Here is a 16591-nt window from a genome sequence, read left to right as displayed (position 1 = left end):
TCTTGGGAAAACGTTTAGACTTGGAGGGTATAACCACCGATCATCCTTATCACGACCATATAGCAGAGAATCAAGGTTTTTAAACTTTATTATCATGTATTAACTTTAACAAGATTAGATTTTGTTTACTAAACAATTGCTCATGTATAACGATTTTCCAATTTCGAGATTATTTCCAGGTGATCATTTATGTCTTTCCACATTTCGAGGCACTGAATTCTTCCTAGGTAAAGCCAAACATTACCGAAATGTGCCCTCCTGTCGTCCACGAAAAGAACCTCCTCTGGTTTGAAATGAAATCCCCTCTCCGCAAACTTTCTGAGAATCTCCGTAATCATTATGAACTTGAAGGGAAAATCTCTCGATACAATGACGTCGAAATAATTGTCCAGTTCAAGTGCCCTCAGAACCTTTTCCGTCTTGTGGGGATAGTTCCAGGTAGCCATGGCTATCTTCACCTCCTTCCTTTTCAGCTCATCCAGCGTTCTCCTGACGTTAGGGAAGAGCTTGAGGGTTCTTCCAGCGCTATCCCTCAACACATCCTTCCCTGGTAGTTGGAAAGGCTCCTCAAACTCTGAGATATTATAGTGATCCCAGAGAGTTTTATCCGCATCAAATATCACTAGTTTTATCATGTTTTAAACCCGGAGGTTTGGTATAGTAAGTTATCTTACCCTCATGATAGTCCCTTATAAGTTGAACTGAAGCCTGATCTATGTTGGGTTCCCTGTCGCTCTTGTATATCCAGCCCCTCTTTAGGGCGAGCTTCTCCAGAAAGTCCAGGGGAGATGAGAACTCTATCCTGTAGGCTAGGGTCAGGGAATTTGGATTGAACTTCACTATTCTCTCCACGAGCCTTATTGCCACCTTCACAGGGTCTTCCAGGTCCTCAGGTCTGCTTCCACGCAGGACCCTCTCGAATGGATCCCCATCGGGAGGTATCACGCCAGGGGAGTCTATGGCGTAGATCCTCGAATCTATCCTTACCAGCTGAAGGGACTTGGTGTAACCCGTTGACATGGGAATGGAAGACGTGGAGGCGGCATGTTTACCCTTGAGCGCATTTATCACCGAGGACTTACCGGTTTTTGGGTAACCTACCACTCCCACTATCCCCTCCTTACCCCTCAGCAATTCCTTCACCGAGTTTCTGAGGATCCTTGTCCCCTGATGTTCCCTTGAGGAAACAAAGACAGAACGGAGACCCCTCTCCTCAAAGTACTCCTTCCACTCTTTCAGAATCTCCAGGGGAACAAGGTCCGCCTTGTTGATCACGAGGAGGAGTTCTTTACCAGATTTCAGGATCATGTCCTCCACCCTTCTGGACCTGGTGAGCTCCGGCTCCCTGGAATCTAGAACTTCCATAACCACGTCTGACCTAGATATCACTGATTTTAGCACCTTCAGCATTTGCTTTATTTTGGATGTCCCCCATTATAACGTATGCCAGTGAACTTTGCGCCTTTTGACGAGGGTGAGATTACCGGTTACCTTGACTATCAGAGCTCCACTAAATCTACCACTCTGGGGAATACTCTCAAGGACTACTCCTTTTCCTTCTATGTTGAGGAGAAACCGGAGAAGGGATACCTCTTGGTGATTACGGAGTCTCCACCGGACTACGTTAAGTGGAGACTTTGGGTGAATAATTTCTCGCTAACAAAAGAGTTCAAACCAAACCTGAGTTACCTCACGGAGGATAAGAGAGAGTTACACTTTCACATTTTTGACGTGACGCACCTTCTAGTGAAGGGGAAAAATGAGCTCACCGTTAACTATAACAGCGCTCGCCCCCTTACCATAAGGCTGGCCAACGCAACCATGATAATGAGGTCAGAGGGTTTCTTCACCAGGTATTCCCTGAGGGGAGGGCTCCTTCAGCTCAGGCCTGGAGAGATGATGGAGCTGAAATCCATGGGCAGGAGTTACCTGGTGGTCAGGAGTAATTTCAGGGGAAAGGTGAGGGTCTCCAACGGTAAGAGCCAGGAGGATACCTTGGAGCTGGGGCACGAATGTGAGGAGATAGACGCTGAGGGGAACTTCGTGAGGATCTTCAATCCTTCCAGTGAGGAGCAAAGGAGCGTGGCCCAGATCCTCCTTCACTACTCCTACGCCTCCCAGACCCCTCAACTTGATTTTGATCTGATTCCAGAACTGATTGGGAATAGCCTTCAGATAAGGGTTGTGAACAAGGGAGATGTGGACATTGAGAGGCTGACCTTGAACGTGATGGTTAATGGGGTGACCGTTGGGTTCAGGACTCTCCACGATCTCTCAAGGGGAGGAGATACCCAGTGCACGATTCAGTTACCCCAAAAGAGGGGAATAGTCTACATTAGGAGCGTTGGTATGAGGGCGGGTTTAAGGAAAATTGTGGAAAAGGAACTGAAAAGGGAGACTGCCTAGGGCAAAGGCCATCATTCCAAGGAAGGCCGACCCCTTAAGAAGGGATCTGGCCCTTGACGCTCCCGCCTCCGAGGTTTCTGCCAGAACTGCCTTTGTCGTAACATAGAGGAACGGTACCAGGAGAACGCCATAGAGGAGGTTATATCCAAGGAAGAGAGGAAGAGGAGAGGTCACCTCGGTTAACACCAGGGATATCCTGGCCACTCTCCATGCGCTCACTATTCCCCTGGTGGTGGCTAGTGTATTCACGTGATTTGCCAGGTCGCCCCGGTAATCCTCTATTCCCTTAACTATTTCCCTGGAAAGGGTGAGCAGGAACGTGTATAGTACTGGAATCCATATCCTCTGAAGCCACGTTCCCTCGTGGTAGGAGAGCCCTCCATAAAACAGGGAAAGGGCAGTGGCTGTTGCCACGACCAGATTTCCGTAAATACCCGTTCTCTTCAAGTCCCTGGCGTAGAAAACCAGGGCTATGCTGACAAGAAACGCAACCAGAAACTGAAGGTAACCCTGTAGTGCTGATAGAATCACACCGGCTCCCATCAAACCGTAGGAAAGGGAGGTGGCAGTGCCAATAGATACTGCGCCTGAAGGAATTGGTCTGTCCGGTTTGTTTATCCTGTCTATCTCCACATCGTAAACGTCATTGATGGCGTTACCCCCTGCGTCCACGAGGGCTACGACCAGGACGGCGAGGATGAGTTCTACGGGATTGATTCTCCACATGGAGGAAGCTACGTACCCCGTGAAGGCCCCAAGCCCCGCACCTATCACGTTATGGATCCTCACCAGCCTTAGTAACGGATTCAAGTTAAAGTTAAATCCCTAGGGCGGAAAATAAAATTACAGCATGTCAGATTCTAGGGAACTGGAAATTGCAAGGAAGTACTTTCAGACAAACCTCTCTGTGGGGGAGATAATTGCCGTGAGGGATCTCAAGGGCCTCGGAATAAGGGAACCGGAGAGGGTTATAGCGGAGTTGATCAGGCAGGGCGTGATAGTCAGGGGCGAGGGGTGTTACAATTTCCGTAGGGAGAAAAGGAAGGAGTGAAAGTCGAACTCCTTGTCCACGTAAAACGTCTTTCCGTTCATAAATCTCAGGGTGGCTAGTCCCATCCTCCACGTCTTCTCCAGGAGAGATGTAATGAAGTACTGCCTAGCTATTTCCCTTTTCAGTCTGTCAAAGTTTGAGAAGTTTTCCAGCAACTCCGCTATTCCAAAGATGCCTCCTCCCGTGAACGTTTTTATGAGACCTGTCCTGTCACCTATTGCAGGAACAGAGGTAGGAGAAGGTTTAACCCTGGGGATGGCACCACCATGAACGCTCAATACTCTCCTTGAAACTGGGGGTATGAAGGGCCTGGGGTCCGATCTGGAGAGTGCCCCCACCAGCGTCCTATCGGGCAGGGGTACTATCCAGCCGAAACCAGCGGGATTCCTGGGATCAAGGGTCACCACTATCTCCTCCTGATCCATGGGCTCAGTGACGTACTCCACTGCTTTAACCCAGTTGGCCTTTCCCTTCCATCCGGACGCGTCAAATACATCACCGCGATACACGGATCCCTTCGCGAGGACCTCATCCCTTCCCCTAATCACCGCATCCACTGGCCTCATTACCCCAAGTTCAGAGTCTAACCATTTCTCTAGCCTTTCCCTTCCCAGCCTGATGAAATCTCCCCTTATGAAAATTTCCACACTTCTGTAAATTACCCTTATTTCCCTGAACTCCCTATCCACGAACTCCTTAGAGACGGAAAGTTTCTGAAACGTGGATCTGCTAATTATTCCAGTGCACTGCTTTCCCGGGTTTCTCCTCCTGTCAAAAACTATGGGATCTCTATCCCTTAACCTGTGGGCCAGAAGGAGTCCAGCTATCCCTCCTCCTACCACTAGAACTCCGATGACCTATCAGCCTCATTAACATTGAACCTCTTGGCTTTAAGTTCTGCCACAATATAGTTAAAGGCCTTCCTGGGATCAGTGTGGCTACCGCAGGAGTAAACGTCGACGGTGGCAAAGCTATGCTCAGGCCAGGTGTGTATGGTGACATGGCTCTCTAGAACAATGGCGACCACGCTCACACCTTCTCCTATCTTCCATGCCTTTACGTCTAGCAAGGTCATGTTGCCTTCCTTGGTTGCCTGCACAGCTATTTGCTTCAATCTCTCTGAGTCCTTGAGTATCTCAGTATCGCATTCGTAAAGGTTGCCAAAGACTTCCTTGCCCACAACTCTCGGTGTACCTCTTAGTTCAACCCCCATCATGTTTTGACCCCCCATTTATATACCCCCTATACGTTATTATATTTAAACTTATCCTGCTCTACCCGGGGGGTTAATAAATTGTTCCCGTAGATTTAGTAATGAAGGCTTTTAAACCCCATTTATCGAGAACATTGAAATAGTCAGAAATTTAACGGAGAGAGCAATAAAGTGGGGTATTGATGTAATTTGACTATAAGAAGAATTGTCCTAGATGTTCTCAAACCCATAAGGGGTTCATCCATTGTGGATTTAGCCGAGAGATTGGACAATTTGGAGGGAGTAGATGGAGTTAACATAAGCGTCTCGGACATGGACGTTGAAACCATGGGATTGATGGTTGTGGTTGAGGGAGAGAACGTAGACTTCAAGGAGGTTCAGAACATTCTTGAGGAGGAGGGATGTGCCATACACAGCATAGATGAGGTGGCCAGCGGTAGGAGACTCGTGGAAGGGAGACGTGGTAAATGAAGTGTGATAACTGCGAATTAAGGCAGGCTGAAATTCTCCAGCCCCACACAGGGAAGAGGCTCTGCAGGGAGTGCTTTCTGGCGGACATTCAGGAAAGGGTTGGAAAGGAGGCCAAGAGGCTAGGGATAACCTCGGCATCCAGGGTCCTCATAGCGGTGTCCGGAGGAAAGGACAGCCTCGTCCTGGCAGATACACTGTCCAGGATAGTGGATCCAGGTAAATTGATTGCGTTCAACATAGTTGAGGGCATCCGGGGGTATAACAGGGAGGATCAGGTTAAGGAGTTGAACCAGTACCTGAAGAGCCTTGGAATAGAGCTTATATCCACCTCATTCAAGGCGTCAGTGGGATACTCCCTTGATGAGATGGTCAGTTCCTCGAAGGCTAGGGGGTTAAATATAGCTGCCTGCACCTTCTGCGGTGGATTCAGAAGGAAATTAATAAACCAGGCTGGAAGGGACGTGAAAGCTGACCTGGTGGCTACGGGCCATAACCTAGATGACGAGGCCCAGACCATCATCATTAACCTCCTTCGTGGAGACGTTAAGAAATTAATGAGGGTGGGTGAAAGTCCCCTGAAGTTAAGCGATAAATTTGTCATGAGGGTCAAACCCCTGAGGAAGATTTACGAGTGGGAGACCACCATGTATGCGTATTTTAAGGGATTTAAGTTTCAGGAGGTGGAGTGCCCCTACATCTCGGCCAGGCCCACCATGAGAGCCAAGGTAAGGGAATTGATGTATGCCCTGGAGGAGAAATCGCCCGGCTTCCTGCTCAGGGTGGTGGAGAACTTTGATAGGATTGGGGAGGAGGCTAGAAGGGAAAGCAGGTTGTCAACCCTGCCTACGTGCAAGTTATGTGGCGAACCGACCAGTTTCGGCAGGGAGTACTGTAAGAACTGTGAACTTCTAATTTCCGCAGGGCTCAAGTCTAGCTAGTGGAGCCAGATGGTGTGGTCATGTTAGCTTTTTTTAAGGTTCTGAGGATTAGATTGAACTCCCAAGCCCACAAGACGAATTTATACAAGTTTGACCACATTATGAGCCAGACGTACTAGAAGTACTTGCCTATGTCGTAATATCTTTCTCTAACTCCCTTTCTGAGATTGGCAACAATTGCCATGGAAAACAGCATTGAGGAAAGCCTGTTGAGGTAAACAATGGTGGTCTTATTCTTGACCTCAAGCTCCTTCGAGTATCTCACTGCGTTCCTCTCCAGTCTTCTCACCACAGCCCTGGCTACGTGAAGTACGGAAGCCTCCTCCGATCCACCGGGGACAACGAAAAGCTTCACTGGACCGCTTTCTTTCCTATACGCCACAGTCCTCTCCTCTAACCACTTCACCTTCTCCATGGTTATCTTCTCTGAGCTCGTGCTCCAGTCCTCCCCCAGAGCGAATAGATCAAGCTGAACTCTTTCAAGATCAGATTTCATGTCCTCCCATGGAAGACGTGAGATGGCCAGGCCAATGAAGGAGTTAGCCTCGTCAACGTCTCCGAGGAAATTCACAAGGGGCGAGTCCTTGCCAACTCTGCCCTTGGGTACAGTGGTCTCTCCCTTATCTCCAGCCTTGGTGAACATTTAATAAACTTAAAAAAGTTGTTCTTAAATAGGTTTTGGTGATTACGATTCCATCGCAGGAATTTACAGATTTATTGAATGAGATCTCGAAGAAGTGGCAGGAGGAGTGGAGCAAGAACAGGATTTTTGAGGCGGATCCAAGGGATCAGAAGAAGTTCTTTACAACAGTTGCGTTCCCCTATCCCAACTCCCCGTTCCATCTGGGACACGGTAGAACCTACGTAACGGGCGACGTTTACGCTAGGTTCATGAGGATGAGGGGTTACAACGTCCTTTTCCCCATGGGTTTCCACTTTACCGGTACTCCCATCATAACCATGGCCGACGATGTGGCCAAGGGCGACAAGGATCTCCTTGATATATTTCGGAACATTTACGAGATACCTCCAGACGTCATTCCCAAACTATCGGATCCGCTCTTCATGGCCAACTACTTCAAGGAGGAAATTAAGGCCGCCATGAGGGAGATAGGGCTATCCATAGACTGGAGGAGGGAGTTCACCACAATAGATCCCCATTTCTCGGCCTTCATAGTGTGGCAGTTCTCCAAGTTACAGAAGAAAGGATATGTGGTCAAGGACACCCATCCGGTGGGCTGGTGCCCTGTTCATAACCTGCCCGTGGGAATGCACGATACCAAGGGTGATATGGAGCCCGAGATTGGAGAATACGTGGTGATATTCTTTGAGACCAAGATGGGTTCCCTTGCAGCTGCAACCCTCAGGCCTGAGACAATCTTTGGAGCAGTGGCAGTCTGGATAAATCCCAAGGCGACTTACGCTGTGGTGGAGAGCTGGGGTAGGAGGGTGATAGTGTCAGAGAGGGCCGCAGAGAAACTCAAGTTCCAGATAGACGTGAAGGTTCTGGAGAAGGTGAATGGGTCAGAGCTTCTGAAAATCACGGCAATTAACCCAGTCACAGGAAAGGAGATCCCTGTATTGCCGGCGGACTTCGTGGATCCTACCACTGCCACGGGAGTGGTAATGAGCGTTCCAGCTCACGCTCCCTTTGATTATTACTACCTGAAGAAGGCAAAGGTCTCCATCGAGCCCATACCTGTGGTGGCAGTGGAGGGTCAGGGAGAGTCGCCGGCGAAGGAGCTAGTGGAGTCATCCCACCCCAAGAATGACGCAGACCTGAAGAAGCTCACTGAACAGCTATACAGGCTCGAGTACAACAAGGGCGTCATGAGGAGCGATGTTCTCAGGCTGGTGAAGGAGGAACTCAGAGCAGAACTTTCCCCAATAGCGGGAAAACAGGTCCCTGAGGCAAGAAAGATGATCACGGACCTCCTCCTCCAGAGGAAGGCAGGCACCAAGATTCTGGAGATCATGAACAAGCCGGTGTACTGCAGATGCGGTAATGAGGTGGTGGTGAAGATCCTCCAGGATCAGTGGTTCCTGGACTACGGCAATCCAGAATGGAAGGCCAAGGCCAAAAAGCTTCTGGCCAACATGAGGGTGATCCCTGAGGAGACTAGGAAAGACTTCGAGTACGCGCTCGACTGGCTACAGAAGAGGGCATGTGCTAGAACCAGGGGACTTGGAACACCCCTTCCGTGGGATAAGAAGTGGATAATTGAGAGCCTCTCCGACTCAACGATTTACATGGCTTACTATACACTTTCGCATAAGCTGAGGGAATTTGGCCTGCACCCCTCCCAGCTAACTGAGGAGACATGGGATTATATACTACTAGGGGAGGGTGACGTGAAGGCTGTGGCCGAGAGGAACAAGATAGGAATCGAGGCCCTTCAGGAGCTGAGGAGACATTTCACATACTGGTATCCCCTGGATCTAAGGCACAGTGGTCCAGATCTTATACCAAACCACCTGAGCTTCTTTATCTTCAATCATGCCGGTATATTCCCCGAGGACCTGTGGCCAAGGGGAGTTGCGGTTAACGGCTTCATCCTGTACGAAGGAAAGAAGATGAGTAAATCCCTGAGGAACATAGTCCCGCTCAGGAAGGCCATAAGAACCTATGGAGCGGACGTAATCAGGATTGCCCTTTCCTCGCTCGTGGACATGAGCTCAGACGCCAACTTCACCGAGGCCGGGGCGAGGGCAATTACCGATAACCTGAAGAGGTTTTACGAGCTCATGCAAATGCGCAGTGGTTCCTCAATTGACGGAACTCCAGAGAGGTGGTTGAGGTCCAAGTTGCACAGACTGGTAAGGGATGTGACTCCTCTCATGGAGTCCATGAGGTTCAGGGAAGTTATCAATGAGCTACTCTTCAATCTGTCGTCCTATATTAACGAATACTTGGAGATGGTGAGGTCCGAGTCCAGGGAGTATAACAACGACGTGATCAGGGAAGTGGTGGAGACCTGGACAAAGTTGATGTCTCCCTTCGCTCCACACCTTACCGAGGAAATGTGGCACCAGATGGGTCACAATACATTCCTATCCCTGGAGTCTTGGCCTACCCCTGATTTCAATAAGATCAATGATGAGGTGGAACTGGAACATGAATATCACAAGCTGTTAATAGAGGATATCAGGGCAATCCTCAACGTATATAAGGGCAAACCTTCGGCAGTGGTGCTGTACGTTCACGACGGAAGCCTGAACCAGGTTGTGAAGAGCGCCCTAGACGTGCTAAGCAAGGGCGGAACAATGAAGGATTTCATGCAAATGAATACCCCCAAGAGCAAGGAAGAGGCAAGGACGCTTCAGAGGATTATGCAGTATGTGACTGAAATGCCGGAAACGGTGAAGAGATTGGTGCTCTCCAACGTAAATGAAATGGACGTCACGAGAAAGGGTGTACCATTCTTGAGGTATAAGCTGAACTTGGAAGTTGAGGTTCTTCCCTACACTCAGGAAGTGAGGCAGAAAATTAACAAGGAGGCACTGCCCTACAGGCCTGCCATACTGGTGAAATGACTAGTAGAACCGGGGCTTAACTATTTCAATAACGTTTTTCCGTGTCCTTACTTTTCCTATCCTGATCAGAAACGCTATTTCCTCCCTAACCTGCTCCTTGGGCATTTTCAGCCTTTGCGAGGCTGCATCCACCAGTTCCCCCAGCAGGGCAGTCCCACCGAAATCCTCCAACACTGAGAGAACACTTGACTTCTCGTAATCCACGTCTTCCACCCCTGCGTTGCTCACCTTAAAGAGGAACTTTGTACCTTCACCCGTAGCCATGTAGATTCCATCATTGATTCTGGTCAGCTTGAACTCCCTGGCACTAGGCAATCTGAGGTGTCTGCTTGAGGTTACGAGAAGGTAACTTGAGGGAACCTCACTCTCAGACATGGCATCGAAAACTAGGTTCACAGATCCCGGCCCGCATTTTAGGTCCACCGGGAAGGGGGCCAGGTTCCACCTTATTCTATCCTCGTTGATTATGCACACCTCCTCGCCCCTCTGCCTAAGTAGTCTGGCCAATGAGAGGGTTATGGTGAGACTAGCAGTATAGTAATAAGAAACTATGAGGTGCTTTCCTGAGGCCAATTCCTCCAGAAACATGTAATGGAAAAAGCTTAAAACAGGTTAAAAACTATTGTCCCGAGGGATTCTTATTGCACCAACCGATGTAAAGGATATTATATATCCATGGTTAAAGGAAGCAAAAGAGTACGATTTCTCGGATATTAAGGACGGGATAAGGTTACACCTCAATGAGTCTCCCTACTCACCTCCCGATTTCGTTCTCGATGCGGTGAAGAAATACCTAGTCCAAGGAAACAGGTATCAGCATCCGGATCTCACAAAGAGATTCAAGGAGCTTGCCGCTGAATACAATAGGGTGGAACCAGAGGAGATTTTCCCGACTCCGGGCGGAGATGGGGCAATAAGGTCTGTGTTTCTTAACCTGTCCATGCCAGGGGATAGGGTTGTGCTGAACCAACCCAGTTACAGTATGTACTCCGTTTACTCCTCCTTCAGGGGATTGAATCAGGTCAGGGTGCCCCTCAAGGAGGAAGGGGACTGGTGGAAGGAAGATTGGGAGAAACTGGTTAAAGAGGTCAGGGACGCTCGCTTGGTCGCAATTGACGATCCCAACAATCCAACGGGTTCTCCCATGATAATGGGGGATGAAGGAAGGTTAAGGGAACTGGTGGAGACCACCAAGGGGATTGTGCTTCTAGACGAGGCATATTACGAGTTTTCAGGTTACACCGCCTCCAGGCTGGTGTCCAAGTATCCGAACCTCATGATAGTGAGGACCATGAGTAAGGCATTCTCCCTTGCCTCCTTCAGGGTAGGCTATCTAATAGCCAACAGGGATGTGGTGAAGGCCCTGGAGAAGGGATCTACACCCTTTGATGTGGCACTTCCTTCCCTGGTTGCCGGGATAACTGCACTGGAGAACCCAGGGTATGCTCGAAGGATCGCTCAGGAGATTTCTGAGAATAGGGAGGAGCTATATCGTGGGCTTGTTTCCCTAGGAATGAAGACCTACAGGTCCATCACAAACTTCCTCCTCTTCAGGCATTCTGGAGAGCTTGTGGAGCCCCTGATGAAGAGGGGAGTGGCCATTAGAAATCCGGTGAGGGGATTTTATAGGGTATCAGTGGGGACAAGAGAGCAATGCAGAATATTCCTGGATAAGCTGGGTGAAGTGCTTGAAAATAGCAATACCGAACAAGGGTAGGTTGCAGGGTCCAGCCCTGCAGTTCCTGAACTCTGTGGGAATTAAGCCCCTGGCCAACGACGACAGGGCCCTCATGGTGCCCACCAGTTGGGAAGGGGTCCAGTTGGTGACCATAAGGACAGAGGATATACCCAACATAGTTGAGACCGGGGCAGTGGACCTGGGGATAACGGGTCTAGACTACGTGATGGAGTCTGGGGCAGACGTCGAGGAACTGGTGAAGCTTGACTTTGGAAAATCCAAACTTGTGCTGGCCGTTCCCACGGCGTGGAACATAGAGGATCCAAGGGATATGCCCAAGAATGTGAGAATAGCAACCAAGTATCACAACATAGCCAGAAGCTACCTTGAGAGGAAGGGGATCTCTGCCAGGCTTGTGAAGATCAGCGGAGCTGCAGAGATAATGCCCTCCCTCGGGGCGGCTGACGCCATTATAGACGTCACCAGCACCGGGACTACCCTGAAGCTTCACGGACTCAAAGCCATTGATGTGGTCAGCGAGAGTTATGCGCTGGTCATAGGAAACAGGAACTGGATGAAATCTGAGGAGGCTGACAGGATAAATCTCGTTCTGACCATGATGAAGGGGGCACTGAGCGCAAGGGGAAAGAAGATGATCTTTATGAACGTTGACGATATTAACCTTAGGGCAGTGGTCTCCTCCCTTCCCGCGATGTTAGCCCCCGCAATCTCCAAGCTGAGCAATTCAAACGCGTGGGAAGTTGTGACAGTTACCGACGAGGATATGTTACCTGAGGTAATAGCTAAGGCGAAGACTGCAGGTGCCAGGGATATAGTGGTGGTCAACATAGAGAAGGTGATAAAATGAGGGTCGTGCCCAGTATAGACATTAGCAGGGGAATGGCGGTAAAGAGGGTCAGGGGAAAGGATGGGACGGGGCTGGTACTCGGGGATCCAATCAAGATAGCTGAAGAATTGCGGGAAATGGGTTACGTCTCACTTCACCTGGTGGATCTTGACGCAGCCGAGGGGAAGGGAGATAACGTTGAGGTGATGGAGAGGGTCATGAGGGGGTTTTCAGAGGTCTCGGTCGGTGGCGGTATTAGGGACAGGTCCAGGCTGGAGAGATTTCTCTCAGCGGGTGCAACCAAGGTGGTCATGTCCACTCTGGCCTTCACACAACCCGATACATTCAGGAGAGTTGTAAAGGGCTATGAGGACAGGGTGCTGATATCTGTGGACTACTGTGATGACAGGGTGCTGATAAGGGGCTGGAATGAGTCAGCCACATCCCTGGAGGAGGCTATTTCCCACGTTAATTCCCTAGGGGTTAGGGGAGTGATCTTCACGTATGTGTGCAATGAGGGAACAAGGAGGGGGATAGACTTGAACGTGGGGAGTTACGCAAAACTGATTCGAGGAGAGAAAGGGTACGCTGGCGGGATAGGCTCAATTCAGGATCTCAGGGAACTCGATAGGATGGGATTTAATTTCGCGATAGTTGGAATGTCCCTATACACCGGAGTGTTAAGAGGTGTGATAAGTGTCTAGGTACGTGGAGAAGATCAGGGAAACAAAGGAGACGAAGGTCCAAATCAAGCTGGAACTTGACGGAGAAGGAAAGGTGGAGGTGAAGACTCCAGTTCCCTTTTTCAACCACATGCTTCACTCCATGCTCTTTTACATGGGTGCCAACGCAACTGTCGTGGGTGAGGATAAACTGGGTTACGATGATCATCACATAGTGGAGGACGTGGGGATCACCTTGGGACAGGCCATCAGGGAAGTACTGGGAGATAGGAGAGGTATCAGGAGGTTCTCCAACACTGTTGTTCCAATGGATGAGGCCCTGGTCCTGGTTGCAGTAGATGTATCAGGGAGGGGATATGCCTCCACCACCCTTGACCTGAAGAGGGAGAAGATAGGAGATCTATCCACCGAAAACGTGGCCCATTTCTTCTGGTCATTTGCAACCAATGCCGGGATAACACTGCACGTGAGGAAACTAGATGGGGTTAACGAACATCACATTGTGGAGGCTGCCTTCAAGGGAGTGGGTCTAGCCCTTGGAGAGGCCTGTTCCATTCAGGGAGAGGAAATAAGAAGCACAAAGGGATCACTATGACCACAAGGAGAATAATAGCGTGCCTTGACGTAAAGGACGGTAAGGTGGTAAAGGGGGTCAGATTCGTGGATCTGAAATCAAAGGGAGATCCCGCAGAGCTGGCCTCCAGATATGAGGAGGAGGGAGCTGATGAGATCGTATTTCTGGACATCTCGGCCACGGTAGAGGGTAGGAGGACCCTCTTGGAAAAGGTGAGGGAAACAGCCAGTGTGCTTTCGATCCCTCTGACAGTAGGAGGAGGTGTAAGAAGCGTAGAGGACGTATCCAACCTGCTGTCCAATGGTGCGGACAAGGTTAGTTTGAACACCATTGCTGTGGAGAATCCCTCCGTGGTCTCCATGGCTTCAAGGGAGTTTGGAGCTCAGGCCGTTGTTGTGGCAATAGATGCAAGGTGGTTGGGAGAAGGCTGGAGAGTGTTCACCAGGTCCGGGACCAGGGACACAGGTCTGGATGCGGTGGAATGGGCTAAACGGGTTGAGGAATTGGGAGCGGGTGAAATTCTCCTCACCAGCATCGATAGGGACGGAACCAGGGACGGATATGACCTGGAACTCACCAGGGCAGTAGTTAGTATGACCAATGTCCCTGTGATAGCCAGCGGAGGGGCTGGAAAACCAGATCACTTCCTTTCAGTCTTTAAGCAGGCAGGAGCGGACGCTGCCCTGGCTGCGGGAATATTTCACGATGGTGTGATCAGGATAAGGGATCTGAAGGATTATTTAAAAGTGGCAGGAATAGAGGTGAGAACGTGATAAAGAGGGAACTTCCAACAAGGAGAGTTCAATCCTTCTCTCAGGTTCTGGAGAAGGTAAATGAGATAACGGAAAGGGTTAGGAAGGAGGGGGATCGAGCATTGAGGGAGTTTGCCCTGCAATTTGATGGCGTCAAACTAGATGAACTTGTGCTTGGCGAGGCCCAAGTGACCAGCGCAGCCTCCAAGGTTCCACCCGAGGTTAAGGGGGCCATAGATGAGATCTGGGACCAGCTGGTTTCTTTCCACGAATTGATAATGCCTCCCAGTCTAGGCGGTGGAAGCAAAAACGTTGAGTATGGAGTACTTTGGAGACCCCTACAGAGGGTGGGGATTTACGTTCCTGGAGGGAAAAAGTCCTACCCCTCTACGCTTATGATGGCCGGTATTCCCGCCAAGATCGCGGGGGTGGAGGAGATACATGTGGCTACCCCCGTGAAGGATGAACTTGATCCTGCCATTGCTTACATCGCGACGAAGTTGAAGGTTAAGAGGATTTACCCAGTGGGCGGGGCACAGGCGATTGCGGCGCTGGCCTTTGGAACAGAGAGTGTAACCAAGGTGGATAAGATTGTGGGACCGGGTAACATTTACGTTCAGGCCGCAAAATATATTGTAAGCAAGGAGGTAGGGATAGATGGTATAGAGGGGCCCACTGAGCTGGTGGTAATAGCTGATGAGACCTCGGATCCCAAAAGCGTTGCGCTGGACCTCATGGCTCAGGGAGAACACGGTTCTTCCTCTTTCCTTGTGTTGATGTCTACCTCCGAGGAACTCCTGAATAAGGTTGGCGAGCTTCTTGGTGACGAAAACGAATACTACATGGTGAGGACTGAGACCCTGGAAAAGGCGGTGGAACTGGCAAACCAGCTGGCTCCAGAACATCTCTCGCTTTACACGTCGAGGTCTAGGGAACTTCTTCATTTAGTTAAGAACGCGGGGGCAGTAACCCTTGGAAATACACCTCCCGCCCTGATCGATTACTCTGCTGGCCCGGACCATATACTTCCCACCAATGGATGGGCTAGGTTCAGGGGAGGGGTCACAGTTTACGACTTCCTGAAGCCAGTGTCCTACGTCAACGCGGAGAGGGCAGACAGGGGGCTGGTCAAGGCAGCTGAGATACTGGCAGAGTATGAGGGTTTCAGGAACCACGCAAGGAGCATAGGTGTAAGATATGAGTGACGTTTTGGAGGAGTTATCAGCGGTCATAGGCCAGAGACTTAGGGATATGCCGGAGGGAAGTTATACCGCCTCCCTTGCCAGAAAGGGAAAGGGATATGTGGCCAGGAAGGTGGGAGAGGAAGCAGTTGAGGTTGTTGTCGCGTCGCTGGCTGAGGGGAGGGAAAGGGTTGTAAGTGAGACTGCTGACCTGCTCTATCATCTTCTGGTACTCCTTGCCCTGGAGGGAATATCCCTGGATGAGGTGAGAGAGGAGTTGAGGAGGAGGATGAAATGAAGGCCCTGATTCTTAATTACGGTGTGGGGAACCTATTCAGTATATCCGCAGGTCTAAGGAGGGCGGACTTCACTGTGGAGATATCCGGCGAACCCAGGGATGCGGACCTCCTGGTTCTGCCCGGTGTCGGGGCGTTTTCGGCGGTGGGAAATTTCATGAGAAGGTGGGAAAGCACGCTGAACGATCTCAGGAGGAATGGGGTGAAGTTCCTGGGGGTTTGCCTGGGTATGCAGATCATGTTTGAGGAGGGTAATGAGGGTGGTAAAACGAAGGGACTGGCCTGGCTGCCTGGTCAGGTTGACCTCATCAGGCATGCCCCAAAGTTACCTCACATAGGATGGGACAGGATCACAGAGCGGAACCCCTGCGCTCTCTCCGAGGGGCTTGACGGGAGATATGCGTACTTCGTTCACAGCTATGTGGCATACACATCTTACCCTGCAGCCATGACGAGTCACTACGGCGTGGAGTTTCCTGCCCTCGTGTGCAGTGAAGAGGTTGCAGGGACTCAGTTCCATCCAGAGAAGAGCGGGGAGACAGGGAAGATCTTCTTCCAGAACCTGAAAAGGTGGCTGAAAACATGAAATTCGACAGGAACACTGCTGAGGCCATAGCCTCTAAGCTGAACTATAGGCACGAGATGAACACCGTGATTGCTGTTCTACAGGACGCAGATTCCAGGGAGATTCTCATGGTTGGGAACATGAACAGGGAGGCTGTTATCCTGACTCTGACCACCGGATTGGTGCACTTCTGGTCCCTTTCCAGAAACAGGTTATGGCTTAAGGGAGAAACGTCGGGGAACTTTCAGTACCTGCAGGACTTCAGGATAGACTGCGACGGCGATGCCGTCATTGCCCTGGTGAAGTCAGGAGGACCGGTCTGCCACACAGGAAATAGGACGTGTTTCTACAGGGATTCCTCTAATTTCTTAAAGGAATAGGAATTTTAACATTCTCAGACAA

At 50.2% G+C, this 16591-nt stretch carries 21 protein-coding genes; 14 read left to right on the top strand and 7 right to left on the bottom strand.

Features of this window, described 5'->3' with window-relative positions; genetic code table 11:
- Window positions 1-140: 140 nt before the first annotated feature.
- Entirely contained in the window at window positions 141-635 is a 495-nt protein-coding gene (locus L3N51_RS04870; protein ID WP_238025817.1) for a magnesium-dependent phosphatase-1, read from the bottom strand.
- A complete protein-coding gene (locus tag L3N51_RS04865) occupies window positions 613-1410 on the bottom strand; it encodes a GTPase (RefSeq protein ID WP_238025816.1) in 798 nt (265 codons plus the stop codon). The genes L3N51_RS04870 and L3N51_RS04865 overlap by 23 nt, the downstream gene beginning before the upstream one ends.
- Before the next feature lie 33 nt (window positions 1411-1443).
- On the opposite strand from L3N51_RS04865, the gene L3N51_RS04860 reads away from it, so the two are divergent.
- Window positions 1444-2406 (top strand): hypothetical protein, encoded by a 963-nt coding sequence (locus L3N51_RS04860; RefSeq protein WP_238025815.1) that lies wholly within the window; start codon window positions 1444-1446, stop codon window positions 2404-2406.
- Here the strand turns inward: L3N51_RS04860 and L3N51_RS04855 are convergent.
- Window positions 2362-3216 carry a UbiA family prenyltransferase gene (locus L3N51_RS04855; protein ID WP_238025813.1) on the bottom strand — a complete coding sequence of 285 codons (855 nt, stop codon included), beginning with the start codon at window positions 3214-3216 and terminating at the stop codon, window positions 2362-2364. The genes L3N51_RS04860 and L3N51_RS04855 overlap by 45 nt on opposite strands.
- A gap of 40 nt (window positions 3217-3256) precedes the next feature.
- Here L3N51_RS04855 and L3N51_RS04850 point away from each other — a divergent pair, with 40 nt between their 5' ends.
- Window positions 3257-3457 carry a PolB1-binding protein PBP2 family protein gene (locus tag L3N51_RS04850; protein ID WP_238025811.1) on the top strand — a complete coding sequence of 67 codons (201 nt, stop codon included), beginning with the start codon at window positions 3257-3259 and terminating at the stop codon, window positions 3455-3457.
- Here the strand turns inward: L3N51_RS04850 and L3N51_RS04845 are convergent.
- Together L3N51_RS04845 and speD are read right to left on the bottom strand one after the other, a co-directional pair.
- Complete coding sequence (locus L3N51_RS04845) at window positions 3424-4299, bottom strand: NAD(P)/FAD-dependent oxidoreductase (protein WP_238025810.1); 876 nt, start codon at window positions 4297-4299, stop codon at window positions 3424-3426. The two genes, L3N51_RS04850 and L3N51_RS04845, sit on opposite strands and share 34 nt — an antisense overlap.
- Window positions 4299-4673: an adenosylmethionine decarboxylase gene (speD, locus tag L3N51_RS04840; protein ID WP_238025883.1), complete on the bottom strand. Its 375-nt coding sequence runs from the start codon at window positions 4671-4673 to the stop codon at window positions 4299-4301. Before speD ends, L3N51_RS04845 begins: the two co-directional genes overlap by 1 nt.
- Window positions 4674-4859: 186 nt before the next feature.
- On the opposite strand from speD, the gene L3N51_RS04835 reads away from it, so the two are divergent.
- Together L3N51_RS04835 and L3N51_RS04830 are read left to right on the top strand one after the other, a co-directional pair.
- Window positions 4860-5141 carry a DUF211 domain-containing protein gene (locus tag L3N51_RS04835; RefSeq protein WP_238025808.1) on the top strand — a complete coding sequence of 94 codons (282 nt, stop codon included), beginning with the start codon at window positions 4860-4862 and terminating at the stop codon, window positions 5139-5141.
- Window positions 5138-6079 carry a TIGR00269 family protein gene (locus L3N51_RS04830; protein ID WP_238025806.1) on the top strand — a complete coding sequence of 314 codons (942 nt, stop codon included), beginning with the start codon at window positions 5138-5140 and terminating at the stop codon, window positions 6077-6079. The genes L3N51_RS04835 and L3N51_RS04830 overlap by 4 nt, the downstream gene beginning before the upstream one ends.
- Before the next feature lie 115 nt (window positions 6080-6194).
- Here L3N51_RS04830 and L3N51_RS04825 read toward each other — a convergent pair whose 3' ends face one another.
- Window positions 6195-6722: a cob(I)yrinic acid a,c-diamide adenosyltransferase gene (locus L3N51_RS04825; RefSeq protein ID WP_238025805.1), complete on the bottom strand. Its 528-nt coding sequence runs from the start codon at window positions 6720-6722 to the stop codon at window positions 6195-6197.
- A gap of 74 nt (window positions 6723-6796) precedes the next feature.
- Between L3N51_RS04825 and leuS the strand changes: the two genes are divergently transcribed.
- Window positions 6797-9613, top strand: coding sequence for a leucine--tRNA ligase (leuS, locus tag L3N51_RS04820; RefSeq protein ID WP_238025882.1), 2817 nt, complete (start codon window positions 6797-6799; stop codon window positions 9611-9613).
- On the opposite strand, the gene L3N51_RS04815 is transcribed toward leuS, so the two are convergent.
- Window positions 9614-10201: a hypothetical protein gene (locus L3N51_RS04815; protein ID WP_238025804.1), complete on the bottom strand. Its 588-nt coding sequence runs from the start codon at window positions 10199-10201 to the stop codon at window positions 9614-9616. It lies immediately after the preceding gene.
- A 34-nt stretch (window positions 10202-10235) separates the two neighbouring features.
- On the opposite strand from L3N51_RS04815, the gene hisC reads away from it, so the two are divergent.
- From hisC to hisI, 9 genes are read left to right on the top strand one after another with little or no spacing between them, the layout of a single operon-like run.
- Entirely contained in the window at window positions 10236-11330 is a 1095-nt protein-coding gene (gene hisC / locus L3N51_RS04810) for a histidinol-phosphate transaminase (RefSeq protein ID WP_238025803.1), read from the top strand.
- Window positions 11302-12159: an ATP phosphoribosyltransferase gene (hisG, locus tag L3N51_RS04805; RefSeq protein WP_238025802.1), complete on the top strand. Its 858-nt coding sequence runs from the start codon at window positions 11302-11304 to the stop codon at window positions 12157-12159. The genes hisC and hisG overlap by 29 nt, the downstream gene beginning before the upstream one ends.
- On the top strand, window positions 12156-12842 hold the full coding sequence (hisA, locus tag L3N51_RS04800; RefSeq protein WP_238025801.1) for a 1-(5-phosphoribosyl)-5-((5-phosphoribosylamino)methylideneamino)imidazole-4-carboxamide isomerase: 687 nt from the start codon (window positions 12156-12158) through the stop codon (window positions 12840-12842). The genes hisG and hisA overlap by 4 nt, the downstream gene beginning before the upstream one ends.
- Window positions 12835-13416 carry an imidazoleglycerol-phosphate dehydratase gene (gene hisBd, locus L3N51_RS04795; RefSeq protein ID WP_238025800.1) on the top strand — a complete coding sequence of 194 codons (582 nt, stop codon included), beginning with the start codon at window positions 12835-12837 and terminating at the stop codon, window positions 13414-13416. The genes hisA and hisBd overlap by 8 nt, the downstream gene beginning before the upstream one ends.
- Window positions 13413-14168, top strand: coding sequence for an imidazole glycerol phosphate synthase subunit HisF (gene hisF / locus L3N51_RS04790; RefSeq protein ID WP_238025799.1), 756 nt, complete (start codon window positions 13413-13415; stop codon window positions 14166-14168). The genes hisBd and hisF overlap by 4 nt, the downstream gene beginning before the upstream one ends.
- Window positions 14165-15352: a histidinol dehydrogenase gene (gene hisD / locus L3N51_RS04785; protein ID WP_238025798.1), complete on the top strand. Its 1188-nt coding sequence runs from the start codon at window positions 14165-14167 to the stop codon at window positions 15350-15352. The genes hisF and hisD overlap by 4 nt, the downstream gene beginning before the upstream one ends.
- Window positions 15345-15626, top strand: a complete 282-nt coding sequence (hisE, locus tag L3N51_RS04780; protein WP_238025797.1) for a phosphoribosyl-ATP diphosphatase — start codon at window positions 15345-15347, stop codon at window positions 15624-15626. Before hisD ends, hisE begins: the two co-directional genes overlap by 8 nt.
- Window positions 15623-16210 carry an imidazole glycerol phosphate synthase subunit HisH gene (gene hisH / locus L3N51_RS04775; protein WP_238025796.1) on the top strand — a complete coding sequence of 196 codons (588 nt, stop codon included), beginning with the start codon at window positions 15623-15625 and terminating at the stop codon, window positions 16208-16210. The genes hisE and hisH overlap by 4 nt, the downstream gene beginning before the upstream one ends.
- A complete protein-coding gene (gene hisI / locus L3N51_RS04770) occupies window positions 16207-16569 on the top strand; it encodes a phosphoribosyl-AMP cyclohydrolase (RefSeq protein ID WP_255776136.1) in 363 nt (120 codons plus the stop codon). Before hisH ends, hisI begins: the two co-directional genes overlap by 4 nt.
- Window positions 16570-16591 lie beyond the last annotated feature (22 nt).

It is taken from the genome of Metallosphaera javensis (ex Hofmann et al. 2022) (assembly GCF_022064045.1).
Lineage (GTDB): Archaea > Thermoproteota > Thermoprotei_A > Sulfolobales > Sulfolobaceae > Metallosphaera > Metallosphaera javensis.
The sequence above is the reverse complement of the archived record's forward strand: the minus strand, read 5'-3'. Positions and strand labels throughout refer to the sequence as shown.

Excerpts from the sequence above, each read along its gene's own strand:
- L3N51_RS04870 (WP_238025817.1), bottom strand. The coding sequence starts at position 635 with ATGATAAAACTAGTGATATTTGATGCGGATAAAACTCTCTGGGATCAC.
- L3N51_RS04865 (WP_238025816.1), bottom strand. The coding sequence starts at position 1,410 with ATGCTGAAGGTGCTAAAATCAGTGATATCTAGGTCAGACGTGGTTATG.
- L3N51_RS04860 (WP_238025815.1), top strand. The coding sequence starts at position 1,444 with ATGCCAGTGAACTTTGCGCCTTTTGACGAGGGTGAGATTACCGGTTAC.
- L3N51_RS04850 (WP_238025811.1), top strand. The coding sequence starts at position 3,257 with ATGTCAGATTCTAGGGAACTGGAAATTGCAAGGAAGTACTTTCAGACA.
- speD (WP_238025883.1), bottom strand. The coding sequence starts at position 4,673 with ATGATGGGGGTTGAACTAAGAGGTACACCGAGAGTTGTGGGCAAGGAA.
- L3N51_RS04830 (WP_238025806.1), top strand. The coding sequence starts at position 5,138 with ATGAAGTGTGATAACTGCGAATTAAGGCAGGCTGAAATTCTCCAGCCC.
- L3N51_RS04825 (WP_238025805.1), bottom strand. The coding sequence starts at position 6,722 with ATGTTCACCAAGGCTGGAGATAAGGGAGAGACCACTGTACCCAAGGGC.
- L3N51_RS04815 (WP_238025804.1), bottom strand. The coding sequence starts at position 10,201 with ATGTTTCTGGAGGAATTGGCCTCAGGAAAGCACCTCATAGTTTCTTAT.
- hisA (WP_238025801.1), top strand. The coding sequence starts at position 12,156 with ATGAGGGTCGTGCCCAGTATAGACATTAGCAGGGGAATGGCGGTAAAG.
- hisF (WP_238025799.1), top strand. The coding sequence starts at position 13,413 with ATGACCACAAGGAGAATAATAGCGTGCCTTGACGTAAAGGACGGTAAG.
- hisE (WP_238025797.1), top strand. The coding sequence starts at position 15,345 with ATGAGTGACGTTTTGGAGGAGTTATCAGCGGTCATAGGCCAGAGACTT.
- hisH (WP_238025796.1), top strand. The coding sequence starts at position 15,623 with ATGAAGGCCCTGATTCTTAATTACGGTGTGGGGAACCTATTCAGTATA.
- hisI (WP_255776136.1), top strand. The coding sequence starts at position 16,207 with ATGAAATTCGACAGGAACACTGCTGAGGCCATAGCCTCTAAGCTGAAC.